At 71.3% G+C, this 23,373-nt stretch carries 19 protein-coding genes and 1 pseudogene; 13 read left to right on the plus strand and 7 right to left on the minus strand.

All coding sequences use genetic code 11. The features are described from left to right. Nucleotides 1-951, plus strand: a 951-nt coding sequence (locus TR46_RS26315; RefSeq protein WP_161790196.1) for a serine/threonine-protein kinase, incomplete at its 5' end; no start/stop codon positions are given. A 64-nt stretch (nt 952-1,015) separates the two neighbouring features. Here the strand turns inward: TR46_RS26315 and TR46_RS26320 are convergent. Further along, nucleotides 1,016-1,510, minus strand: a complete 495-nt coding sequence (locus TR46_RS26320) for an LURP-one-related/scramblase family protein (protein ID WP_042405708.1) — start codon at nt 1,508-1,510, stop codon at nt 1,016-1,018. 100 nt (nt 1,511-1,610) lie between these two features. Then, entirely contained in the window at nt 1,611-2,630 is a 1,020-nt protein-coding gene (locus tag TR46_RS26325) for a glycoside hydrolase family 16 protein (protein ID WP_152626682.1), read from the minus strand. Between the two features lie 444 nt (nt 2,631-3,074). Here TR46_RS26325 and TR46_RS26330 point away from each other — a divergent pair, with 444 nt between their 5' ends. From TR46_RS26330 to TR46_RS26345, 4 genes are all read left to right on the plus strand, one after another. Further along, nucleotides 3,075-4,259, plus strand: coding sequence for a glycosyltransferase family 2 protein (locus TR46_RS26330; protein WP_084718940.1), 1,185 nt, complete (start codon nt 3,075-3,077; stop codon nt 4,257-4,259). Nucleotides 4,260-4,271: 12 nt separating this feature from the next. Next, nucleotides 4,272-4,457, plus strand: coding sequence for a hypothetical protein (locus TR46_RS26335; RefSeq protein WP_042405711.1), 186 nt, complete (start codon nt 4,272-4,274; stop codon nt 4,455-4,457). Nucleotides 4,458-4,642: 185 nt separating this feature from the next. Beyond that, nucleotides 4,643-6,031: a polysaccharide deacetylase family protein gene (locus tag TR46_RS26340; protein ID WP_042405713.1), complete on the plus strand. Its 1,389-nt coding sequence runs from the start codon at nt 4,643-4,645 to the stop codon at nt 6,029-6,031. Between the two features lie 70 nt (nt 6,032-6,101). Further along, nucleotides 6,102-7,919, plus strand: coding sequence for an NHL domain-containing thioredoxin family protein (locus TR46_RS26345; protein WP_042405715.1), 1,818 nt, complete (start codon nt 6,102-6,104; stop codon nt 7,917-7,919). Between the two features lie 56 nt (nt 7,920-7,975). Here TR46_RS26345 and TR46_RS26350 read toward each other — a convergent pair whose 3' ends face one another. Further along, on the minus strand, nt 7,976-9,289 hold the full coding sequence (locus TR46_RS26350) for a M18 family aminopeptidase (RefSeq protein ID WP_042405717.1): 1,314 nt from the start codon (nt 9,287-9,289) through the stop codon (nt 7,976-7,978). Nucleotides 9,290-9,506: 217 nt separating this feature from the next. Beyond that, nucleotides 9,507-11,339, minus strand: coding sequence for an acyl-CoA dehydrogenase (locus tag TR46_RS26355; RefSeq protein WP_042405719.1), 1,833 nt, complete (start codon nt 11,337-11,339; stop codon nt 9,507-9,509). A 175-nt stretch (nt 11,340-11,514) separates the two neighbouring features. On the opposite strand from TR46_RS26355, the gene TR46_RS26360 reads away from it, so the two are divergent. After that, entirely contained in the window at nt 11,515-12,060 is a 546-nt protein-coding gene (locus TR46_RS26360) for an SseB family protein (protein WP_042405721.1), read from the plus strand. 137 nt (nt 12,061-12,197) lie between these two features. Continuing rightward, the gene (locus TR46_RS26365; protein ID WP_042405723.1) at nt 12,198-13,157 is read left to right on the plus strand and encodes a pirin family protein; all 960 of its coding nucleotides are present in this window, start codon (nt 12,198-12,200) and stop codon (nt 13,155-13,157) included. 85 nt (nt 13,158-13,242) lie between these two features. Here TR46_RS26365 and TR46_RS26370 read toward each other — a convergent pair whose 3' ends face one another. Next, a complete protein-coding gene (locus TR46_RS26370) occupies nt 13,243-14,064 on the minus strand; it encodes a protein phosphatase 2C domain-containing protein (protein WP_042405724.1) in 822 nt (273 codons plus the stop codon). 177 nt (nt 14,065-14,241) lie between these two features. Here TR46_RS26370 and TR46_RS26375 point away from each other — a divergent pair, with 177 nt between their 5' ends. From TR46_RS26375 to TR46_RS26395, 5 genes are all read left to right on the plus strand, one after another. Continuing rightward, nucleotides 14,242-14,466 (plus strand): hypothetical protein, encoded by a 225-nt coding sequence (locus TR46_RS26375; protein ID WP_042405725.1) that lies wholly within the window; start codon nt 14,242-14,244, stop codon nt 14,464-14,466. Between the two features lie 84 nt (nt 14,467-14,550). After that, entirely contained in the window at nt 14,551-15,264 is a 714-nt protein-coding gene (locus TR46_RS26380; RefSeq protein WP_236655512.1) for a hypothetical protein, read from the plus strand. Between the two features lie 138 nt (nt 15,265-15,402). After that, complete coding sequence (locus TR46_RS26385; RefSeq protein ID WP_042405728.1) at nt 15,403-16,242, plus strand: thioredoxin domain-containing protein; 840 nt, start codon at nt 15,403-15,405, stop codon at nt 16,240-16,242. After that, nucleotides 16,242-16,910 carry a vitamin K epoxide reductase family protein gene (locus tag TR46_RS26390; RefSeq protein ID WP_052433105.1) on the plus strand — a complete coding sequence of 223 codons (669 nt, stop codon included), beginning with the start codon at nt 16,242-16,244 and terminating at the stop codon, nt 16,908-16,910. Before TR46_RS26385 ends, TR46_RS26390 begins: the two co-directional genes overlap by 1 nt. A 261-nt stretch (nt 16,911-17,171) precedes the next feature. After that, nucleotides 17,172-18,302 carry a glycoside hydrolase family 53 protein gene (locus tag TR46_RS26395; RefSeq protein WP_201776447.1) on the plus strand — a complete coding sequence of 377 codons (1,131 nt, stop codon included), beginning with the start codon at nt 17,172-17,174 and terminating at the stop codon, nt 18,300-18,302. On the opposite strand, the gene TR46_RS26400 is transcribed toward TR46_RS26395, so the two are convergent. Next, entirely contained in the window at nt 18,286-19,467 is a 1,182-nt protein-coding gene (locus tag TR46_RS26400) for a lactate 2-monooxygenase (protein ID WP_042405731.1), read from the minus strand. The two genes, TR46_RS26395 and TR46_RS26400, sit on opposite strands and share 17 nt — an antisense overlap. A gap of 113 nt (nt 19,468-19,580) precedes the next feature. On the opposite strand from TR46_RS26400, the gene TR46_RS26405 reads away from it, so the two are divergent. Next, nucleotides 19,581-20,630 carry a PucR family transcriptional regulator gene (locus tag TR46_RS26405; protein ID WP_042405733.1) on the plus strand — a complete coding sequence of 350 codons (1,050 nt, stop codon included), beginning with the start codon at nt 19,581-19,583 and terminating at the stop codon, nt 20,628-20,630. Here TR46_RS26405 and TR46_RS26410 read toward each other — a convergent pair. After that, a pseudogene (locus TR46_RS26410) lies at nt 20,564-23,373 on the minus strand (DNA repair ATPase); the annotation flags it as partial. The gene TR46_RS26405 and the pseudogene TR46_RS26410 overlap by 67 nt on opposite strands.

Here is a 23,373-nt window from a genome sequence, read left to right on the forward strand (position 1 = left end):
CCCCCGGGCCCCGGCACCGTGCCCGGGGCCCGCACCCCCGACCCGGTCCCGGTGGTCCGCTGCTCCCCGCTCACCGCGCACGAGCCGCGCACCCTGGGCCCCTACCGGCTGCTCGGCCGGATCGGCTCCGGCGGCATGGGCACCGTGTACGTGGCCTGCCTGGAGGGCTCGGCCACCCAGGTCGCCCTGAAGACGCTGAAGCCGGAACTCCTGGACGACGCCGAGCTGGCCCAGCGGTTCCAGCGCGAGGCGGAGGCGCTCGGCCGGGTCTCCAGCGCCTACACCGCCCGGGTGATCGACTCCGGCATCGCCGACGGCTTCCCCTTCATCGCCATGGACCTGCTGGACGGCTCCCCGCTGGACGCACACCTCAGCGGGCGCGGCCCGATCCTCGCCCCCGAGGCCCTGAACGCCTTCGCGCTGGCCCTCGCCGTCGCCCTGGACGGAGTGCACCGCAGCGGCCTGGTCCACCGCGACCTCAAGCCGGCCAACATCATGCTCACCACCGCCGGGCCGCGGCTGCTGGACTTCGGCATCGCGGTGATGCTCGACCGCACCCGCCTCACCCGTACCGGGATGGGCATCGGCACCCTCCCCTACATGGCCCCCGAGCAGTTCGGCGACGAACCCGCCGGACCCTGGACCGACGTCTGGGCCTGGGGCTGCTGCCTGGTCGCCGCGACCGCCGGACGCAGTCCGTTCCAGGCCCGTGACACAGCCGCCATCCTCAACCGGGTGCTGATCGCCGGCCCGGACGAGACCGCGCTGGCCACCCTCGGCCAGGTCTCCCCCGAACTGCTCCGGGTGGTCCGGCTGGCCCTCACCAAGGACAGCGCGCACCGTCCGGCGGACGGCAACGCGCTGCTCCTGGAACTGCTGCCGGGGGCGCAGCGCCCGCCGGACCTGGGCGAGCAGATCACCCGCGGCTGGCGCACGCTCCACCTCGGCTGATCCCCGGCCCGCCCCGCTCCGGCCCGCACCGCCGCGCCGCGCGGTCCGGCGGCATGACGCCCCGTCAGTCCCCGTGCCCCTCCATCCGCTGCAGGTGGTCCACGCACACCGCCACGCACAGCAGCAGCGGGACGTCCTGGCCGTCCTGGATGTCGATGCCGTAGGTGTCCCTGAAGCTGAACCACTTGCGCGAGATCCTGGCCACCCGTTCCCCGTCGTCGCCCTCGATGTCGAACTCGTGGTCGAGGATATTGCCGTGGATCTCGAACTCGCGACCGTCGGCGAGGTGCGCCTCGTACTTGTCCCGGAACGGGGTGAACAGCTTCTTCTTGACGGTGGCGATGGTCTCGCCGTCCCGCTCGATCTTCATGGCGTCACGGACGCTGACGATCTTCTTCTTGATCACCGCGACCTTGACGCCGGCCGGGTCCTTCAGCTCGAAGGTGTCCGAGACCCGCAGCACCTTGCCGTCCACCAGGAACGCCTTGTCGCCGTGCTCGGTGGTGATCCAGTGATCGTCGCCGATCGAGAACATCCGGTCCCGCATCAGGAACTTCATGGGCTGCTTCGCCTCCGCACGTGGGTCTGTACCGGTTAGGACGCCTTCCCCCACAAAGGAGTTCCTCACGCCCGCGGCGGCAGTACGCCCGCCGGTCGGCTCAGTGGCCGGCCAGCGTGTCCACGAAGTGGGTGCTGTCCGCGTAGTAGCCCTTCACCGCCTGGTCGACGGCGCCGGGCGCCTGCACCTTGCCTGCCTGGTAGTAGAACCAGTTGACCTGCATGTTCCAGGTGCGCTGCCCGGCGAAGGGGAGGTCGATCATCCAGGTGCTGAAAGCCACGCCGACGGGCCCGTGCAGCGCGTAGGGGGCACTGCTGCTGAACACCTTGGCGCCGTCGAGGTAGTAGGAGACCTTGCCGCTCTGCGAGGTGACCATCACCGTGTGCCAGCCGTGCAGGCGGGCGTACGAGGGGTGGTAGACCCGGTCGCCCTGCTTGGAGGTGCGCCAGCTGGTGGTGTCGAGCTCGGGCCGTTTGGAGCCCCAGCCGCCGTTGGGCAGGTACTCGTAGTCCAACTCGCTGTAGGGCGCGCCGTCCTTGGGGGGCGAGATCGCATAGAACGCCTCGACGAAGTGGTCGCCGTTCCTCCCCACCGCGGGCCCGTCGGTGAAATAGACCCGGGCCGCATAGGTCCCGTCCTGGAACAGCGGCTCGGCGCTGCGCAGTTCCGACTGCCGAGTACCCGACGCGGTTCCGTCGCTGGTGAGTTGGAGCTGCATCGCGTGCCCGCCCTGGGCCGACGCGACCTTCGGGAAGCTGACGCCGCCGGCCTTCCAGGTGCTGTTGATCCCGGGGCCGCCCGGGTCCGTGCGGACCTGCCAGCCGTGGGCGGCCAGGCTCGGATCGCTGCCGCCGGAATAGGAGAAGTCGTCGAATATCAGCCCGTCGGCCTTGGGGGCGGCAGCCCTCGACGCCGTCGGGACAACCGGGGTGGCCGTGGCCTTCGCCCGCTCCGCCGCCGGGGCCGCGGCCGAGGTCTTCGCCGAGCCGGACTTCCCGGGGTGGGCCCAGTGGTACACCGGGACCAGCGCGATCCCTCCCAGGGCCAGGACCGCGACGAACACCAGCAGGTTCAGCAACCTCCGCCCGCTGCTGCGGGGAGTGCGGCTGGAGGGTGTCACGGAGGGCTCCTCAAGGGAAAGGCAGCAGCACCCCAACCGTGCTTCCCTGCCGACGGCTTCACGTCACGCGCATCGTACGTGTTGCCGCCGGGCTGCTTTTCCGGCCGGCCGCCCATTTGGAACGACTACGAACCACATCTCCCGACCTGACCGGTTCATCCCCAATGATGAATTCGTCCCCCTGCCGAACCGGCGCCACCTATTCTCTTGTCGGTGCGCATTCAATAAAAGCCCCTCCTTGGGACTCCCACAATCGTTGCGTTGCCGTTATCAAGTGCGCCCCATTTGTTCGTCTCTCTCCATGGACCATATGAAACGATGACGCGAACGAGCGACCGATGGAATCGAACGCACGTCATCTGCGCCCCGCAGCCGTGGCGCATGACCCTATGACAAGGGCACGCCCAGACCTGGGCCGTGCGTTCATACCAGAGGGAGAGCCGGGTGCCGAGCACGACTGCGCCCCGAGATCAGACCGTCGCACCGCGTCAGTCGCGCAAGCGCCACCGCAAGCGTCTCGCCGATCCCCACCGGGCCGGTACCACCCCACTTCTGGACACGGTCGCCCTGGTGCCGGCCCGGAACGAGGAAGCCGGCGTCTTCACCGCCCTGCGGTCCCTGGCCGGGCAGACCCGCCCGCCGGACCTGATCATCGTGGTGGTCAACAACTCCACGGACCGCACCCTGGACTTCGCCCAGCAGTTCGCCGCCGAGCCCGGCACGCCGGAGACGGTGGTGCTGAACCTGGCGAACAACCCGCACAAGAAGGCCGGAGCCCTCAACCACGGCCTCGCCTGGCTGCGGCAGGCAGTCGAAGGACGGCTGACCGACCACGTCCAGCACGTCCTGGTCATGGACGCGGACACCGAGCTGCACACGCGGTTCATCGAGCGCGCCCGCAACGTCATCGCCTCCGACCCCCAGCTCGGCGGCGTCAGCGCCGCCTGCCTGGGCCGCACCGACCTGTGGCGCAGCCCGTGGCAGCGCTACCTCCTCGGCATGCAGATCATCGAGTACGGCCGGGCCGCCAACTCCCGCTACCGGCACGACGTCCACACCATGTCGGGGGCCGGCTCCTTCTACCGCGGCGAGGCCCTGCAGAACCTCCTCGACTGGCGCGGCGAGGTCTTCTGGGAGGACCACAGCAACCTGGTCGAGGACTACGAGACCACCCTGGCCCTCAAGGAGTCCGGCTGGAAGGTCACCGCCAACCAGCTCTGCATCGCCTACACCGACCTGATGCCCACGCTGCGCGAGCTGATCCAGCAGCGCGAGCGCTGGACCCGCGGCACCGTGGACACCCTGCGCAACCGCGGCATCACCCGCTTCACCTGGCACTCGATCAGCGCCATGTTCCTCGGCCTGCTGGGCGCGGCCTACCTGATGGGCTTCGGTTCGATCACGGTGGCCGAGTGGACGTCCAGCGGATTCACCTTCTCCTGGATCTTCTGGGTGCTGACCGGCTTCTGGATCATCTATCCGGCCCTCCGGGTCACCAACCTCGGCTGGAAGGCCATGCTGGTGGAGGCCCTGATCCTGCCGGAGCTGGTGTTCAACGTGGTGCGCATCTACTGGCTGCTCTCCTCGCTGGCCAAGTCGTACCTCACCCGCGTATCCGCCTGGAAGTAGAAAGGGATCACCGTGAATCCCATCGCAGGCGCAGGCGCCGTCCTCATCCTCGCCCTCGGCGCCATCCTGCTCTCGGGCGTGTCCAACACGGCCATGCTGCTGCTGGTCCTCAGCATCGTGGTGGTCGCCTTCTGCACGCTCACCTACATGGCCTCGGTGCGCCGCCGCCGCCGGGACCGCCGCTCCGCCGGGGGGTGACCCGGCCCGGCCGCCGCCCCGGCTGAACCGCCGGATCCGGGCCCGGTACGCTGCACTTCCCCGCCAGAGGAGCGGCACTCCGCAGACCGATGAGGAACCCAGGCTTGAACAGGTCGTCTTCCGATCAGGACCCCTCCATACCGGGCTCCCGCCATGCCGCCCACCGCGGTGCGAAGCGCGGCGGGATGACCCGGAGGTCCGCCCTGCTGCTCGGGGGCGGCGGAGTGCTGGCCGCCGCGACCGGCGGCCTGGTCGTCACGCGCGCGGGCTTCGGCTCCCCGCCGCCCCCGGCCGAGCCGGCCGGGGCTGCTCCGGCCAGCCTGACCCCCAGGCCGGCCCTGTGGTCCCAGGGATTCCAGCCCGGCCACGGATGGACGGCCGGCGGCGGGGGGACAGCCTCGGACAAGCCCAACGACACCGCGCTCTTCACCAGCGGCAGCCAGTCCTTCGGCCTCACCACCGCGGGCAACGGCGTCCAGTCCTTCATCCGTCGGGAGGCCATGCCGCCGATGGATATGACCGGAAGGATGATCCGACTGGTCTTCCGGGTCGAGGACGTCACCCATCTCCACAGCATGGCGTTCTACCTCGGAGACGCCGGCCTGGCGAACCACTACTACTGGAACTTCCACACCCACTCGAGCCAGTGGGACAACTACGTCCAGTCCGGCGAGTGGGTGACCGTGCACCTGCAGTGGGCCGACGCCACCGGCTCGGGAGGGGCCCACAAGCTCTCGGCCACCCGTGTCCCCACGGTGAAGTCGGGATTCACGGACATGTCCTTCGCGGTGTACGACGACGCCAAGGGCCCGGTCACCTGCCACCTGCAGGCCGTCGAGCTGATCAACGACACCACCCATGCCTTCCCGCGCGGCGCCGTCTCGATCACCTTCGACGACTCCTTCCAGTCGGTCCACGACCTGGCCCGCCCGGTGATGGACGCCCACAAGTTCGCCGGCACGATCTACAACATCGCCGACGCGGCCGGGACCACCCGCTACCTGTCCACGAACCAGATGCAGGACCTCCAGGACGCCTCCGGCTGGGAGATGGCCGGGCACGCCTACTCGATGGACGCCCACAACAAGGGCTACGACCAGCTCACCGCCAAGCAGGTCGACATCGACCTGCGGAAACTGCGGGCCTGGCTCGCGTCCAACAAGTTCCCCAGCGAGCACTTCGCCTACCCGCACGGGACCTTCTCGGCGACCAGGGACGGAGTGCCGGTCGACAGCATCGTCAAGCAGCACTTCCTCACCGGCAGATCGATCATCTCGGAGACCACCGAGTCCTTCCGCCCCGCCATGCCGCTCCGCCTGAAGGCCCTCACCGGAGTGAGCGACGCCGCCAACCCGGGCTACGCCGTCTCCGACGTCACCCGGGTGGGCGGCGAGCTGGACCGCTGCGCGCACAACGGCGACTGGCTGATCTTCTGCTTCCACCAGCTCACCACCGGCAAGCTCTCCGACAACACCCAGATCAGCCAGACCGCCTTCACCGCGGTCATGCAGGCCATCAGCGACCGCGGCATCCCCGTCGTCACCGTGGGCGAAGCCCTGTCCCACTACTCCTGAGGACCGCGGGCTCCTCCCGGAGGAGCGGCGTCCGGAATGCGCACACACCCCGATGGGGTTGGATACGGACATGGCTTCTCGTGCACGGGTACGCGCCCCCGAACTTGTCGGCGCCGGTGGGTGGCTCAACACAGGCGGTCAGCAGCTGACCCTCGCGGACCTGCGGGGCAAGATCGTCCTGCTCGACTTCTGGACCTTCTGCTGCATCAACTGCCTGCATGTCCTGGACGAGCTGCGCGAGCTGGAGGAGAAGCACCGCGACACCCTGGTGATCGTGGGGGTGCACTCGCCCAAGTTCGTGCACGAGGCCGAGCACGGCGCCGTGGTGGACGCGGTGGCGCGGTACGACGTGGCGCATCCGGTGCTGGACGACCCGGAGCTGGTGACCTGGAAGCAGTACGCGGTGCGGGCCTGGCCGACGCTGGCGGTGGTGGACCCCGAGGGGTACGTCGTCGCCCAGCACGCCGGTGAGGGGCATGCGCACGCCATCGCCGCCCTGGTCGAGGAGTTGGAGGCGGAGCACGCCGCCAAGGGCACGCTGCGGCGCGGGGACGGTCCCTACGTCCCGCCGGTGGCGGAGCCCGGGGCGCTGCGCTTCCCCGGCAAGGCGGTACGGCTGCCCGGCGGCGGCTACCTGGTCGCCGACTCGGGGCACCACTCGCTGGTCGAGCTGGCAGAGGACGGCGAGACCGTGCTGCGCCGGATTGGCAGCGGCGAGCGCGGCCTCGCCGACGGGCCGGCCGACAGCGCGCGGTTCAGCGAGCCGCAGGGCCTGGCGCTGCTGCCCGAGGGCGGCGCGGTGGTGGTCGCCGACACCGTCAACCACGCGCTGCGCCGGGTGGACCTGGCCAGCGGTGAGGTGACCACGGTGGCCGGGACCGGCCGCCAGTGGTGGCAGAACTCACCCACCTCGGGGCCGGCCCGCGAGGTCGACCTCTCCTCGCCCTGGGACGTCGCCTGGTTCGACGGCCGGGTGTGGATCGCCATGGCCGGCACCCACCAGCTGTGGGCCTGGGACCCGGCGGCCGGGACGGTCGCCGTCGCGGCCGGGACCACCAACGAGGGCCTGGTCGACGGCCCGGCGGAGGAGGCCTGGTTCGCCCAGCCGTCCGGACTCGCCGTCAGCCCGGACGGGCAGCGGCTCTGGGTGGCCGACTCGGAGACCTCCGCGGTCCGCTTCGTCGCCGCGGGCACGCACCAGGTCAGCACCGCCGTGGGCACCGGGCTGTTCGACTTCGGGCACCGGGACGGCGAGGCCGGCCAGGCGCTGCTGCAGCACCCGCTCGGCGTGACCGTGCTCGCCGACGGCTCGGTCGCCGTCGCGGACACCTACAACCACGCCCTGCGCCGCTTCGACCCGGCCACCGGCCAGGTCACCACCCTGGCCACCGACCTGCGCGAGCCCTCCGGCGCGGTGGTCGCCGACGGCGACATCGTCGTCGTCGAGTCGGCCCGGCACCGGCTCACCCGGCTGCGGCTGCCCGAGGAGGCCGTCCGGGTCGAGGCGGCCGCGCACCGCACCCAGCGCCCGGCCACCGAGGTCGCCCCCGGCGCGCTGCGGCTGGACGTGATCTTCACACCGCCGGCCGGGCAGAAGCTGGACACCAGCTTCGGGCCCGCCACCCGGCTGCTGGTCAGCTCCACCCCGCCGGAGCTGCTGCTCTCCGGCGAGGGCTCGGACACCGCGCTCGACCGCGAGCTGCGGCTGAACCCGGCCGTCACCGAGGGCGTGCTGCACATCAGCGCGATGGCCGCCTCCTGCGACGACGACCCGGCGATCGAGTACCCGACCTGCCACGTGCACCAGCAGGACTGGGGCGTCCCGGTCCGACTGGTGGACGGCGCGGCCTCGCGGCTGCCGCTGGTGCTGGCGGGGATGGACCAGTAGCGGGGACGGACCAGTAGCCGAAGCAGTTGCTACGGCGGCGGCCTCGACCGTCCGGCTCAGCCCTCCAGGAAGGCCTTGAGCGCCGCCGCCAGCAGGAACGGGTCGTCGGCCCCGCACAGCTCGCGGGCCGAGTGCATCGACAGCGCGGCGATGCCGCAGTCGACCGTGGCGATGCCCAGCCGGGCCGCGGTGATCGGGCCGATGGTGGTGCCGCAGGGCATCGAGTTGTTGGAGACGAAGCTCTGCCAGGGCACCCCGGCCCGCTCGCAGGCGGCGGCGAAGACGGCCCGGCCGACACCGTTGGTGGCATAGCGGTTGTTGACGTTGACCTTGAGGATCGGTCCGCCGTTGGGCATCGGGTGGTGCCCCGGCTCGTGCCGTTCGCTGTAGTTGGGGTGCACCGCGTGGCCCATGTCCGAGGACAGGCAGATGGTCCCGGCCAGGGCCCGGGCCCGGTCCTCCAGACTGCCGCCGCGCGCGAAGACCGAGCGCTCCAGCACATTGCCGAGCAGCGGTCCCTGGGCGCCGGTGTCGGACTCGCTGCCGTTCTCCTCGTGGTCGAACGCGGCGATCACCGGGATGAAGGGCAGCTCGGCGGCGCCGGGGGCGGAGGCGACGGCGGCCAGCGCCGCGGTGGCGGCGTGCACCGAGAGCAGGTTGTCCAGCCGCGGCGCGGCCAGCAGTTCGCGGTCGCGGCCCAGGTAGGACGGCGGCTGGACGTCGTGGGTCATCAGGTCCCAGCCGACCACCTCGTCCGGTTGCAGGTCGGCGGCGCGGGCGACGTAGTCGATCAGCGCGCCCTCGGTGGGCCGCCCCAGGCCCCAGACCGGCGTGAGGTGCCGCTGCTTGTCCAGCGTCATCCCGTCGTTGACCTGCCGGTCCAGGTGGATCGCCAACTGCGGTACCCGGAGCAGCGCCTCGTCCAGCTGCACCAGCCGGGTGGAGCCGTCGCGCAGGGCCAGGCGTCCGGAGACGCCGAGGTCGCGGTCCAGCCAGGTGTTCAGCGGGACGCCGCCGTAGATCTCCACGGCGACCTGGCGCCAGCCGACCGAGCCGGTGTCAGGGACCGGCTTGACCCGCAGGTTCGGCGAGTCGCTGTGGGTGCCGACGATGCGGAACGGAGTCGCCGCGGTCACCCCCTCGGGGACGTACCAGGCGATGAGCGCCCCACCGCGGATGACGTAGCGCCCGCCCGCCGTGCCCTCCCACGACGCGGTCTCCTCGACCTGCCGGAAGCCCGCCTTCTCCAGCCGCTGCGCGGCGCTGGCCACCGCGTGGTACGGCGAGGGGCTGGCCTGCAGAAACGCGATGAGGTCGTCGGTGTGGCTGCGGTCGAAGGCGACGCTGCCCGCGCCGGCTGCGCTGGTCAATGCTGCTCCAGGGGTGAGGGGAGGGCTGGGTACGGGGGCGGGGCCCTTCCTGAGAAGAGCCCCGCCCTCGTTTCCTGCCGTCCGAGCCTACGCCCGGCCGTGGACCGCTTTGCCGCTACGGCAAGGGGCCGGTGTCGGAGAAGTGCCCCTTGACGTGTACTTGTCCGACATCGCCCCGTCAAGATCTGGTCAAGAATCCCGACCTGACGCTGTCAATTCAGAACGCCGCCTCCGGGATCTCCATGATGGCGTTGTCGATCCCCTCCGCGATCAGCCGCTGGGCGTGCACCGTCGGCAGCACGGTCCGGCTGAAGAAGCGCGCCGCGGCGACCTTGCCCTGGTAGAACGCGGTGTCCTTCTCGGAGGTCCCGCCCTCGTCCAGCCTGGCCTGGGCCACCGCCGCCTGGCGCAGCAGCAGCCAGCCGATCACCACGTCGCCGGAGACCAGCAGCAGCCGGGAGGTGTTCTGGCCGACCTTGTACATGTTCCGGACGTCCTGCTCGACCGAGCCCAGCTGGTTGAGCATGGCGCCGACGATGGCCTCCAGGTCGCCGGCCGAGGCGGCCAGCTGCTCGCGCTCGGCGGCCAGCTCCTCGCCGCCGAGGCCGGAGGCGATGGCCTTCTGGATCTGCTCGGAGAGCGCGGTCAGCGCCTGGCCCTGGTCCTTGACGATCTTCCGGAAGAAGAAGTCCTGGCCCTGGATGGCGGTGGTGCCCTCGTAGAGGGTGTCGATCTTGGCGTCCCGGATGTACTGCTCGACCGGGTACTCCTGCAGGTAGCCGGAGCCGCCGAAGGTCTGCAGCGACTGGGCCAGCTGCTCGTAGGACTTCTCCGAGCCGTAGCCCTTGACGATCGGCAGCAGCAGGTCGTTCAGCCGCTCGGCGGCGTCGGCGGACTCGCCGCGGGCCTTGAGCAGCTGGATCTCGTCCTGGACGCTGGCGGTGTAGAGCACCAGCGCGCGCATGCCCTCGACATAGGCCTTCTGCGTCAGCAGCGAGCGGCGGACGTCGGGGTGGTGGGTGATGGTGACCCGGGGGGCGGCCTTGTCCAGGAACTCGGCGAGGTCCGGGCCCTGCACGCGCTCCTTGGCGTACTCCAGGGCGTTGAGGTAGCCGGTGGAGAGGGTGGCGATGGCCTTGGTGCCGACCATCATCCGGGCGAACTCGATGATGCGGAACATCTGCCGGATGCCGTCGTGCTTCTCGCCGAGCAGCCAGCCGCGGGCCGGCTCGTTGGCGCCGAAGGTCATCTCGCAGGTGTTGGACGCCTTGAGGCCCATCTTGTGCTCGACGTTGGTGGCGTAGACGCCGTTGCGCGCGCCCAGCTCGCCGGTCTCCCAGTCGAAGTCGTACTTCGGCACGATGAAGAGCGAGAGGCCCTTGGTGCCCGGGCCGTGGCCCTCGGGGCGGGCCAGCACCATGTGGATGATGTTGTCGGACATGTCGTGCTCGCCCGAGGTGATGAAGCGCTTGACGCCCTCGATGTGCCAGGAGCCGTCGGCCTGCTGGACGGCCTTGGTGCGGCCGGCGCCGACGTCGGAGCCCGCGTCGGGCTCGGTGAGGACCATGGTGGAGCCCCACTGCTTGTCGGCCATCAGCTGGGCGACCTTGAGCTGCTCCTCGGTGCCCTCCTCGGCGATGACGCCGGCGAAGGCCGGACCGGAGGAGTACATCCACACCGCCGGGTTGGCGCCCAGCACCATCTCCGCGTAGGCCCAGATCAGGCTGGAGGGGGTGGGCGTGCCGCCGATCGACTCCGGGATGCCCAGGCGCCACCACTCGGCGTCCATGTAGGCCTGATAGCTCTTCTTGAAGGTCTCCGGAACCGGGGCGGTGTTGGTCGCCGGGTCGAAGACCGGCGGGTTGCGGTCCGCGTCGGCGAAGGAGGCGGCCAGCTCGTTCTCGGCGAGCCTGGATATCTCGGCCAGGATGCTCTTGGCCGTGTCCACGTCCATGTCCGCGAAGGGACCGCTGCCGTAGACCTCGTCCCGCCCGAGCACCTCGAAGAGGTTGAACTCAAGGTCGCGGAGGTTGGACTTGTAGTGACCCATGGAACCTTCTCCGGTCATCGCGTCGGTAGGAGCCGGGATGTGTGCGGACGCAGTGCGGACACGGTGGAGACGGCGTCCCCTACCCAGCGGTAATCACTATGATGCTACCCGCAGGTAACTTAATTCAACCCCACCGGGCCGTCGGGGTGGCGTCGGACTCGATAACCTTGGCCCCGTGTACGGCTACGAGCAAACGACGAGCGGCGCCGGACCCGGCTACCAGGGCGGCCCCTACCAGCAGCAGAACACCTCCGGCATGGGCCCCGACCTGGGCGCGGGGATGGGCGGCGGCAGCATGGGCGCCGGCATGGGCGGCTACGGCCAGGCCCAGCAGTCGCAGCAGCCGCTCTACCCCGAGCCGTCCCCGCCGTCGCTGAGCGACGCCGTCCGGGCCTTCACCACCGGCGGACTGCCGGTGGAGGACTTCCAGTCGATCTTCATCACCTCGAAGGTGTACTGCCCGCGCGGCGAGCGCCCCGGCTTCCTGGCGCTGCACAACACCCCGCAGCCAGTGATCCCGATGTTCAGCTCGCTGAAGGAACTGCGCCGCTACGCCGGCAAGGAGTCCAAGTACTTCACCGTGACCGGCGCCGAGGTCCTGGACCTGCTGCCGACCGGCTACGGCTTCGCGATGGACATGGAGGGCGAGCACCGGATGGTGTTCGACGCCAAGGCCGTGGAGCAGATGGTCGACTTCACCATGCGCCGCATGTACGGCTGACAGCAGCACCCGCGAGGCGGGCGTGGCCGCTGCACGCAGTAGTGGTTGAACCTTCAACTTGCTTTCGGTTGATGCATCAACTATTCTCGTGGATGTCGGCAGGAAGTGCCGCAGAATCTTCGTCAGAGGAGGCCGCCATGCCCGCAGTGACCGTCGAGAACCCGCTGGTCCTGCCGCGGGTGGAGACTCCGGACCCGACCACGGCGAAGGCCCGGCCGGTGCTCCAGGTCGTGACCGCGCCCGAGGGGTACGAGGGCGAGGGCTTCCCGGTCCGCCGCGCCTTCGCCAAGATCAACACCAAGTACCTGGACCCGTTCATCATGATGGACCAGATGGGCGAGGTGGAGTACGCGGCCGGCGAGCCCAAGGGCACCCCCTGGCACCCGCACCGCGGGTTCGAGACGGTGACCTACCTGATCGACGGCAAGTTCATCCACAAGGACTCGACCGGCGGCGGCGGCGTCCTCGGCGACGGCGACACCCAGTGGATGACGGCCGGCGCGGGCATCCTGCACATCGAGACTCCGCCCGAGGACCTGGTGGTCTCCGGCGGCCTGTTCCACGGGCTGCAGCTGTGGGTGAACCTGCCCGCCTCCGCCAAGATGATCCAGCCCAAGTACCAGGACATCACCGGCTCCAACGTCAAGCTGCTGTCCACCCCGGACGGCGGTGCGATCCTGCGGCTGATCGCCGGCGAGATCGGCGGGGTGCAGGGCCCCGGCGCCACGCACACGCCGATCACGATGATCCACGCGACGGTCAGCCCCGGCGCCCGGATCACCCTGCCCTGGCGCAGCGACTTCAACGCCCTGGTGTACGCGCTGAACGGGCGGGGCACGGTGGGCGAGGAGAACCGCCCGGTGCAGATGGGCCAGGCGGTGCTGTTCGGCGACGGCGACTCGATCACGGTCCAGGCGGACGCCACCCAGGAGTCCCGCTCCCCCAACCTGGACCTGGTCATCCTGGGCGGCCAGCCGATCCGCGAGCCGGTGGCGCACTACGGCCCGTTCGTGATGAACAGCCACCGCGAGCTGCAGCAGGCCGTGGAGGACTTCCAGTCCGGACGGTTCGGCACCATCCCGGCCGAGCACAACTGAGGCCCGCAGCAAGGCAGTAAGCCAGGGCTAGCAAGGCAGTAGCAGAGCAGTAGCAGGAAGGGCCGGGTCCGCGAGGGCCCGGCCCTCAGCGCAGTCGGGCGTAGACCACCGTGGCGTCGTCGCGGGTCTTGCCGCGCGGCCAGCGGGTGCAGGAGACGTCGCCCGCCTCCACCTCGCGGACCCGGCGGAGCAGTTCGGCCGGGCCGTGCTGCTCCAGCAGCGCCATGGCGTCCGGCCAGCTGCCGAGGTCGAAGCGCTCGACATAGCGCGAGGAGCCGTCGGTCAGCGCGGCGAAGGAGCGAAGTTCGGCCAGCGCGACCGAGCCGGTCTGCGCGTACTCGGCCGCCTTGGGCAGCGCCGCGGCGATCCACGGGCCGCGCCCGGTGTTGCGGGCCGCCCGGACCGCGAGCGCGTAGCGCATGTGCAGGGCGGCGCGCTCCGGGGTGCCCGGGGGCATCGAGTGGACCTCGCGCCGCAGCGCCTCCCCGGCAGGGAAGGGCTGGTTGTCGCCGATCACCTCGACCGCCCCGAAGCGGTCCAGCACCAGCAGCGAGTCGCCGAGCACCAGGTACTGCAGCACCGGGCCGTGCTGCCGCACCGCCACCACCATCGCGGCGGGGGTGTTGGGGTGCGCCAGGTCACAACGGGCGCCGTGCAGCGACGCGGTCTCGGCGATGGCGTCACTCAGGCACTGCGCCATGGTCCGGTCGGGCCGGTCCACCAGCCTGGCCAGCAGGTGTGCGCCGAGCCGGCGCGCGTACCAGGCCGTGCCGTGCTCGCAGCCCGACTCCATCGCCGCCGGCGAACTGGAGCCGTCCAGCAGGACCAGCGCCTCCGGCGTCATCACCGTGTAGTCCTCGCTCACCCGATCAGGGCGTTGCGCCTCCCCCGCCATCTCAACGCGCATGGCTGACAGTGTGCGCGACCAGCGCGTTCTGGGACAGGGCTTCGTCAGCCGTTCCCCCGCAGAGGTGGACGCCAGCACGGCTGTGCGCCCCCTGTGCAGGCGGTCTCCAGGCACGAATGCGTCTCGACTCGGCAGCGGATCTGCCCCTCGCGCTCCAGCAGGCGCATACTTCAGGTAATGACCAGAACCGCCGCGACCCGGCGCCACATGCCCACCAGTCCCTTCAAGGCACCTGCCGCACCTCCGACTCCCGAGAGCTTCGCTGTCGGGGACATGGTGACGGACGACCAGTACGGGCTCGGACGGATCACCGGAGTCGAAGGGGAGACCGCGGTTATGGTCGACTTCGGCGCCCGGCAGGTCCGAGTCACCACACCCTTCTCCAAGCTCAGCAAGCTCTGAGGCCGTTAAGACCTTTCTGAGAGCTCCTCTCCGCCGCTCACCGGGTTATGTGCCGGGTGGGCGGCGGCTGGCATACTCGCCGATGTGGGCAGCGGACTTGTGACGGTGAGGGTGATGCGCGCGGCGGTGTTCGCCGGCGTCTCGCTCGCGCTGTCCGCGGGCGGCCAGGTGCTGGTCACCCATGCGCCGCTGCCGTTCGCCACCGTGCTGTGGGCCTGGCTGGCGGTCTTCCTCCTCGCCCTGCTGCTCACTGGCGCGGAGCGCGGCTTCGCCCGGATAGCGGCCGTCCTGGTCCCGCTGGAACTGTCGCTCAACGCCATGTTCAACCTGGGCCAGCAGAGTTGCGGCCCTGCCGTGGTGGTGCCGGCCACCCCCGCGAACGGCGCTTCGGGCGGCCTGGTGAGCGGACTGCCAACGCTGCTGCTCTGCGGACGGGGCAGCGTGCCGCTGCACACCGCGGGCGCCGGATCCGGGCCGCTGGGCGGGCTGTTCCGGCTGACACTGCCGGCCGATCCGACGGTCTGGCAGTTCACGCTGCTGCTGCTGGTGCACCTGGCGGCGGCGCTGCTCGCGGCGGCCTGGCTGCGGCGCGGCGAGGCCGCGGTGTTCCGCACCCTGCTCGCCGTCGCACTGTCCGCGACCGCACCGCTGCGGGTGCTGTTCGCGGTGCTGACGCCGCCGGTGCAGCCCGGCGTCGCGATCCCGGCCGCGCCGAGGCGCAGCCAGCCCGGACCGCAGCAGGTCCTGCTCCGGACCGCGCGCAGGCGCGGTCCACCGCTCTGCTCGGCCGTGTGCTGAGCAGTAGCCACCCCCCTTCAGTTCTTCTGTAGCCGTACGGGCGTTCGCCCGTGGGGGCGCTGCCGCTGTTCGCGCACGCCGGTCACGCATGTGCAGACCAGTCGCAGCATCCCTCACGGAGCAGGAGCACCCGTCACCATGAGCAACAACAGCAAGACCAGCAAGGGCAGTCAGCAGCGGTCCTACGCGAAGGCCGGTCCGACGAGCGACGCGCGGGCCCGGCTGAGCGCCGAGCGCGAGCGCGAGCAGCGGGTGGCCGCGCTGCGGAAGAAGATCCTGATAGGCGTCTCGGCCGTGGTGGTCGTGGCCGCCGCCGGGGTCGCCGTCGCCACCTCCGGCTCGGGCTCGGGCTCGTCCGCGAGCAGTTCCGCGCCGCTGACGGTGCCGGCCAACACCACCGGCAGCAACGGCACCGTGATCGTCTACGGCAAGGCCGACGCGCCCAACACCCTCGACGTCTACGAGGACTTCCGCTGCCCGATCTGCGACGAGTTGGAGAAGGCGGACGGCTCCACCATCACCGAGCTCGCCGACAACGGCACCTACAAGATCCAGTACCACATGGCCACCTTCCTGGACAGCAACCTCGGCGGCTCCGGCTCCGCCAACGCGCTGGCCATGGCCGGGGCTGCGATCAACGAGAGCCCGGCGAAGTTCGTCCAGTTGCACAGCGTGCTCTACGCCAACCAGCCGGAGGAGACCGACGACGCCTTCGCCGGCACCGACCACCTGCTGGACCTGGCCCGCAAGGTGCCGGGGCTGGTGACTCCGGCCTTCGAGAAGGCGGTGAAGGACGGCACCTACAAGCCCTGGGCGCAGCAGGTGAGCAAGGCCTTCAACAAGAGCGGCGTCACCGGCACCCCGACGCTCAAGCTCAACGGCAAGACCCTGACCGTCTTCGACAAGGACACCGGCAAGCCGATCAGCGCCACCGCGTACCAGGCCCTGGTGCAGCAGACGATCGCGGCGGCCAAGTAATGGGCGCCACCGCCGCGGCCCCGGCAGCCGCCCCGGACGAAGCCGCTCCGACCGGAGCGGAACACGGCTCCACCGACCCGGTGCCGACGAGCTGGGCGTTCGCGCTGCTGCTGGTGATCGCCGGGGCGGCGGCTCTGGCCGCCTCGGTGGTGCTCACCCTGGACAAGATCAAACTGCTGCAGAACCCGGGCTTCGTCCCCGACTGCAACATCAACCCGATCATCAGCTGCGGCTCGGTCATGCGCACCGAGCAGGCCTCGGTCTTCGGCTTCGCCAACTCGCTGCTGGGCATCGCCGGCTTCGCGGTGGTGGTGACCCTGGGCGTCGGGATCCTGGCCGGCGGCCGCTACCGGCGCTGGCTCTGGCTCGGGCTGCAGGCCGGGACGCTGGCCGGGATCGTCTTCGTGGGCTGGCTGATCGGCCAGAGCCTCTATGTGATCGGCGCGCTCTGCCCGTACTGCATGGTGGTCTGGGCCGCGACCATCGCGCTGTTCTGGTGCACCACCGTGCACAACCTCCGGCACGGGGTGATCCCGGTGCCGGAGCGCTGGCGCGGCGGCGTGGCGGTGCCGGCGCGGTACCCGTGGGTGCTGCCCGCGATCAGCTACCTGGTGGTGGTGCTGATGGTGCTCAACCGGTTCTGGTACTACTGGCGCACCCTGCTCTGAGGGGGCGGGGCAGCCGGTGAGCACGGCCGGCGGGGCGCCGCCGGTGTCCGTCTCCCGGGCACGAGCCCGGGAGACGGTGCCCAACTCGCCCCACCCGCGCCGCCGTTGTGTGTGCGGCCTGCCGCGTCGGCCGATTCTGTGAACGTTCCCGTAGCTGTGGCAGAGGTATGTACTCCTGATCCTCCCTCCTCTACTGTGAACGCTCACAGAGCTCCGATGTGTCCATGCCAGGCGATCGCGATCACCAGGAGGTTCGTTCGGATGACCATGACCCTGTTGTCCAGATTCGGCCGTACCGCCAGAGCAGCCGTGCTGCCGGTGGCCGTCGCCTTGTCGGCGACCGTGCTGAGCGGGACGACCAGCGCCTCGGCGGCGAACTCGTTGAGCATGCTCGGCGCGGATGTGTCGACCGCGCAGCGGGCCATCGATCTCGGAGCCGCGTACTACGACGCCAGCGGCAATGCGAAGGACCCGCTCGACATCCTCAAGGCCGCCGGGGTGAACTACGTGCGGCTGCGGATCTGGAACAACCCGGCCAGCGGGTACAACAACGAGGCCAAGGTGCTGGCCTACGCGAAGACGGTGAAGGCCAAGGGCCTGAAGCTGCTGATCGACTTCCACTACTCGGACACCTGGGCCGATCCCGGCAACCAGAACAAGCCCGCGGCCTGGTCCGGCCACGGCATCAGCCAGTTGCAGACCGATGTCTACAACTACACCTACGGCGTCTGCAACAGCCTCAAGTCGCAGGGCACCACGCCGGACAGCGTGCAGATCGGCAATGAGATCAACGTCGGCATGCTGTGGAACGACGGGAAGGTGGTCAACAGCGACTTCACCAACCTCAGTCTGCTGCTCAAGTCCGGCTACAACGCGACCAAGGCATGCAACAGCGGGACCAAGGTGATCATCCACACCGCGGACGCCGACAGCGACACCAACGCCCGCTGGTTCTACGACGGGATCAAGGCGAAGGGCGTCAACTGGGACATCACCGGGCTGTCGTACTACTGCATGTGGCACGGCACGCTGGCCAATATGGGCAGCGTCGTCTCGGACATGAAGTCCCGGTACGGAAAGGACGTGATCATCGCCGAGACGGCCTATCCGTTCACCACGGCGAACGCGGACAGTACCGCTGATTCGGTCACCTCCGGCTGCTCCGGTTACCCGATCACCTGGGCCGGTCAAGGCGCCGAGTTCACCGCCGTGCAGAACACGGCCCGCAGCGCGGGGGCGATCGGGGTCTTCTACTGGGAGCCCACCTGGTACGCCGTCCCCGGCAACGGCTGGGACCCGACCGACATCGCCAACAGCGGGGACGGCTGGGACAACATGGCCGTCTTCAACTGGACCGGACATCTGAACCCGGACATCAAGTGGACGGCATAGCTGCCACCCGCAGCAGCGACTGCGGGGTCAGGTCGGCCAGGGTGGGGTAGCCGTCGACGGCCATGATCAGGTCGGCTTCGGCCAGCAGCGAGCGCAGGACGTGGACGATGCCGTCCGTGCCGCCGAGGGCGAGGCCGTAGGCGTAGGGGCGGCCGATGCCGACCGCGGTGGCGCCCAGGGCGAGGGCCTTCACCGCGTCGGCGCCGCTGCGGACGCCGGAGTCGAAGAGGACCGGCAGGCCGTCGGCGGCTTCCACCACGCCGGGCAGGGCGTCCAGCGCGGGCAGGCCGCCGTTGGCCTGGCGGCCGCCGTGGTTGGAGCAGTAGACGCCGTCCACGCCGCCGTCCCTGGCGCGGCGGACGTCCTCAGGATGGCTGATGCCCTTGAGGATCAGCGGCAGGGAGGTCAGCGAGCGCAACCAGGGCAGGTCGTCCCAGGTCAGCGGGTTGCCGAAGATGCCGGCCCAGCGCATCACGGCTCCGGCCGGGTCCTCCTCCGGGGGCTTGGGCAGGGCGGCCCGGAACACCGGGTCGGAGGTGTAGTTGGCGAGCGCGTGCCCGCGCAGCTGGGGGAAGTTGCCGGAGCCCAGGTCGCGCGGGCGCCAGCCGGTGATCCAGGTGTCCAGGGTGACCACGATGCCCTGGAATCCCGCCGCCTCCGCCCGGTACACCAGGCTCTCGGCGAGGGCCCGGTCGGTGGGGGTGTAGAGCTGGAAGAAGCCGGGGGTGTCGCCGAGTTCGGGGGCGACCTGCTCCAGCGGGTCCTCGGAGAGGGTCGAGGCGACCATGGGGACCCCGGTGCGGGCCGACGCGCGGGCGGTGGCGAGGTCGCCGTGGCCGTCCTGGGCGCACAGGCCGATCACTCCGATCGGGGCCATGAACAGCGGCGAGGGCAGCCGGTGGCCGAAGAGCTCGACGGAGAGGTCGCGGTCCTTGGCGCCGACCATCATCCGGGGCACCAGGCCCCACTGCTCGAAGGCCCGGACGTTGGCCCTTTGGGTGTGCTCGTCCCCGGCGCCCCCGGCCACGTACGACCGGACCGAGGGCGGCAGCGCGCTCTGCGCCCGCGCCTCCAGCTCGGCGAAGGCCATCGGGTACTCGGGGAGAACCCCCTGCATGCCGTTGAGGTAGATCTCCAGCTGGTAGTCGCCGAACTGCTGGGGCATCCGCTGCCGTCCTTCCTTCCTCCATGCCTCGCGACATGTGGGGCCAGTCTGCCCTGCCCGCGCGGCGGCGTTACGCTTGCGCGTCGCAGTAGGTACGGGGGAGGGAACCGCAGATGGCCACTGCTGTCACGGCGGCGCAGGAACCGGGCGAATGGGCCGGGCTGCTCGCCGAAGTCGCGAGGACCGGGCGGAAGTTGCGCCGGGACGAGCTGGAACGGCTGCGCGCCTACGGCGACCGGGCCGCCCAGGAGGGCCGGGGGCTGGCCGAACTGGTGGACGAGCGCCTGGTGGAGACCGGCGCGGCATGGACCGGGCGGACCGTGGACGGGCCGTCGCTGACCGCGCTGCGGGCCGCGGTCGCGGCGCTGGCCGCCGGTCACGGCCGCGCCTACCGGGAGCGGCTGCAGCGCGACGAGTCAGGGCGCCGGGAGTTCGTCGCCGACCTGCTGAGCAGCCGCAGCGACCTGGGCCGGCTGGCCGAGCACGCGGAGCGGTTCGGCCTCAACCTGGCCTGCGCGCATGTGGTCGCGGTGGCCGACGGCGACGGGTACGACCTGGAGGACCCGCTGGTGCGGGGGGTGGAGCGGCAGCTGCTGGGCCGCTTCGGCGAGCAGGACGTACTGCTGGCGGTCAAGCACGGACGGCTGGTCTGCATCGTGCCCGGCGGACCGGGCGAGGCCGCGGCCGTGCAGGCGTTCGCGGCGCTGACCGAGGGCCGACGGGTGGTGGTGGGCCGGCCGCACAGCGGACCCGGCGGGGTGGTGCGCTCCTACGAGGAGGCCCGCGGCGCGCTGGAGCAGGCCAACCGGCTGCGGCTGCCGGGGCAGCTGCTGCGCGCCGCCGACCTGTTGATCCTGCCGGTGCTGCTGCGGGACCGGGACGCCCTGGAGGAGCTGATCCACGGGGTGCTGGAGCCGCTGATCGGCGCACGCGGCGGCCCGGGGCCGCTGCTGGAGACCCTGGCCGCCTACGCCGACTCCCGCTATGTCGCCGCGGAGGCCGCGCGGCGGCTGGGGCTGAGCGTCCGGGCGCTGTCCTACCGGTTGGAGCGCATCGCCCGGCTCACCGGGCTGGACCCGGACGACGCGCTGCAGCGCTACACCCTGGAGACGGCGGCCTTCGGGGCCCGGTTGTTGGGGTGGCCGGACCAGACCGGGGGGTGATCGGTCGGCTGTCCCGCGTTCGGCTGCCCGGCGGGCGCGTACTCGGCGCAGAGGCGGTGCCAGCGGGCGGTCTGCTCGGCGGTAGCCCGGCCGCGCAGCAGCGCCAGCTTGAGCAGGTTGGCCTCGGCCGCGCCGCCCAGGGTCTGTGCCTCGGCCAGGTAGTGGTCGTCGACCAGGGCCTCCAGCTCGGCGTCGTCGAGCACCGGGTCGATCCGCGCCGCCAGCGCGGCCATGGTCCGGTAGGAGCCCTGGAGCAGGAACGGCGGCTCGGTGCGGGCCACCTCCTGCTGGGCGGCCGAGGCGATGTAGGCGCGGTTGACGTCCAGGACGCTCTGCTGGACCCGGCGCATCCGGGACAGGACGGCGAGGACCCGGTCCAGGTCGTGGACGGGACGGGCTAGTTGGTCCGCCTGGGCCGAGGGGTCGCCGGAGGCCATCCGGACCAGCAGCCGCAGCTCCTCGGCCGGACTGCCGGCGAGCGGCGCCAGCACCGGGTTGGCGGCCAGCGCGTTCTCCAGGAAGCTCTGGGCGAACAGCTCCTCACGGCCCGTCAGCACCTCGCCGAGGTTCCAGACGTCGGCGCGGTTGGCGAGCATGTCGGGGATCCGGAAGCGCTGCCCCGATGAGGTGTAGGGGTTGCCGGCCAGCGAGACCGCGAAGCGGCGGCCGCGCAGGTCGAAGCTGCGGGCCACCCCGTCGCTGACGGCCTCGATCCGGCGCTGGGCGTCGCACAGCGGGATGAACTTCTGCAGCAGCTCGGCGGAGACATGCTGGATGTCGTCCAGGTGCAGCAGCACATTGCTGCCGGCCTCCAGCGCGAAGACGATCTTCTCCACCTCGCGGCGGGCCGCCGCGTCGGGCGCGCGGTCCGGGTCCAGAGAGGTCGTACCGGTGCCCAGGGCCGGGCCGTCGACCCGGACCATCAGCAGGCCGAGGCGGTCGGCGACGTACTCCAGCAGCGTGGACTTGCCGTAGCCGGGCGGGGAGAGCAGCAGCAGCAGCCCGCTGCGGTCGGCGGACGCCGAGTCGGCGGAGCCCAGCTGCTTGGCCAGGTTGTCACCGATCAGCGGCAGGTACACCTCGTCGATCAGCTGGTTGCGGACGAAGCCGGCCAGCGGGCGCGGACGGTAGTCGTCCAGCCGCAGCCGGGACCGTTCGGCGGCCAGTGCGTCCGCGCGCTGTCGCTGGAAGGCGCGGAACGCACTGACTCGCTCGGCCCGGAACCGGGCGGCCTGGTACGGCAGTTGGTCGATGCGGACGGTCAGTCGGCCGTCCTGGATCCGGGGGTGGCTGCCGAGCAGCCCCTCCACGGTCTCGCTCAGCGGCGCGTCGACGGGGTAGCGGGGCAGCTCCGGGGCGCAGAGCCGGGAGACCGCCTCGGGCAGGGCGGCGGCGCAGTCCGGGGCGAAGGCGCTGAGCCAGGCGGTGGCCAGCTGGTACCGGGACGGGAGGTCGGCGGCGAGTTCCCGCAGGTCGGCGGCGAGCAGCGGGCCGCCGGGGGTCTGCTCGAAGGCCTCCAGCAGGTCGCGGGCGCCGGCGCCGGCGGCGAAGCCCTCGGTGGGACCGGCGAGCTCCTCCAGCAGGTAGTCGCCGGCCGGCGGGGTCTGCGGGAGTCCGTTGGCCGAACTGAACCCGGCGACGGCTGCGGACAGTTCGGCGGCCAGCTCGGACAGGGCCGCGGCCGGGCCGAAGGTGCTGCGGGCCAGCGCCAGCGAACGGGCCCGGCGCTGCCAGCTGCGGCGCTGTGCCTGGTCCGCCCCGTGGGCCCAGAACAGCTGGGCGGCGGCACGGACCTCGGCGGGGTGCTGCAGCAGTCCGGCGCCGGCCCGGAGCCGGAGCAGCGCGGCGAGGATGAGCGTCGCGTCCTGGTCGTGGACGCCCCGTTCATAGCCCTCGTCGTAGGCCGCCTCGGCGGCGCGGCGCACCTGCTGTTCCAACGGTTCGTCAGTCACCGCTCCCAGCAGGCCTGTCGCCAGGTACTCGGAGCGGTAGAGCGCCGGCGACTCACTGACCAGCGGCTGGGACCAGAACTCCCGGCCCGCCAGCAGCGCCGGGTCGTGGGCCTGGCGGCGGTAGCCGGTGCCGCTCACCGAGAAGGCGAGTCCTTCGCCGTCCGGGAGCAGGGTCAGTTCGACGGGTTCGCGGCGGACGGCGAAGCGGTGCCGGCCCAGGCGCACGGTGGCGCCGCCGTCGGCGGAGAGGTCGGCCTGGTCGCGCAGGGTGCGGACGGCGGTCTGGCCGGCGCCGGTGAGGCCGTCCTCCAGCTCCTGGGCCCGGACCCGGTCGTCGAGGGAGCGCAGTTCGGCGGCGGCGCTGCGGACCCGCAGCGCCATCGGGTCGGCGGCCAGCGCGGCGTGCACGTCCTCGGCCGTGCGCAGCCCGGCCAGCCTGCGGCGCAGGGCCTCCAGGGCGCGGCCGGCGGAGGCGGCGAGCCGGGCGGCGCGGGCGGCGGCCTCGTCCAGCAGGGCCTGCCGGCGGGCGGCGAAGGCCTGCTGGACCGACTCGCGGCGCTCGGCCAGCTCGGCGGCCAGGTCCTCGGCCTCGGCGAAGCGGGCCTCCAGGCCGTCCAGCCGCAGCAGCAGCCGGGCCAGCTGGTCGTCGCAGCCCGCCGGGGAGTCGGCGGCGGCCAGGGCCGCGGTGGTGGCCTGGGCGAGCAGTGCGGACTCGGCGGCGTGGGCGGAACGGTGCTCGGTGTCCAGCAGCGCGCGGCGCCGGGCGTCCAGGATGGCGCGGGCGGCGGGGG

It is taken from the genome of Streptacidiphilus carbonis (assembly GCF_000787775.1).
Classification (GTDB): Bacteria; Actinomycetota; Actinomycetes; order Streptomycetales; family Streptomycetaceae; genus Streptacidiphilus; species Streptacidiphilus carbonis.

Excerpts from the sequence above, each read along its gene's own strand:
- TR46_RS26320 (WP_042405708.1), bottom strand. The coding sequence starts at position 1,510 with ATGAAGTTCCTGATGCGGGACCGGATGTTCTCGATCGGCGACGATCAC.
- TR46_RS26340 (WP_042405713.1), top strand. The coding sequence starts at position 4,643 with ATGACCCGGAGGTCCGCCCTGCTGCTCGGGGGCGGCGGAGTGCTGGCC.
- TR46_RS26345 (WP_042405715.1), top strand. The coding sequence starts at position 6,102 with ATGGCTTCTCGTGCACGGGTACGCGCCCCCGAACTTGTCGGCGCCGGT.
- TR46_RS26355 (WP_042405719.1), bottom strand. The coding sequence starts at position 11,339 with ATGGGTCACTACAAGTCCAACCTCCGCGACCTTGAGTTCAACCTCTTC.
- TR46_RS26365 (WP_042405723.1), top strand. The coding sequence starts at position 12,198 with ATGCCCGCAGTGACCGTCGAGAACCCGCTGGTCCTGCCGCGGGTGGAG.
- TR46_RS26370 (WP_042405724.1), bottom strand. The coding sequence starts at position 14,064 with ATGCGCGTTGAGATGGCGGGGGAGGCGCAACGCCCTGATCGGGTGAGC.
- TR46_RS26375 (WP_042405725.1), top strand. The coding sequence starts at position 14,242 with ATGACCAGAACCGCCGCGACCCGGCGCCACATGCCCACCAGTCCCTTC.
- TR46_RS26385 (WP_042405728.1), top strand. The coding sequence starts at position 15,403 with ATGAGCAACAACAGCAAGACCAGCAAGGGCAGTCAGCAGCGGTCCTAC.
- TR46_RS26390 (WP_052433105.1), top strand. The coding sequence starts at position 16,242 with ATGGGCGCCACCGCCGCGGCCCCGGCAGCCGCCCCGGACGAAGCCGCT.
- TR46_RS26395 (WP_201776447.1), top strand. The coding sequence starts at position 17,172 with ATGACCATGACCCTGTTGTCCAGATTCGGCCGTACCGCCAGAGCAGCC.
- TR46_RS26400 (WP_042405731.1), bottom strand. The coding sequence starts at position 19,467 with ATGCCCCAGCAGTTCGGCGACTACCAGCTGGAGATCTACCTCAACGGC.
- TR46_RS26405 (WP_042405733.1), top strand. The coding sequence starts at position 19,581 with ATGGCCACTGCTGTCACGGCGGCGCAGGAACCGGGCGAATGGGCCGGG.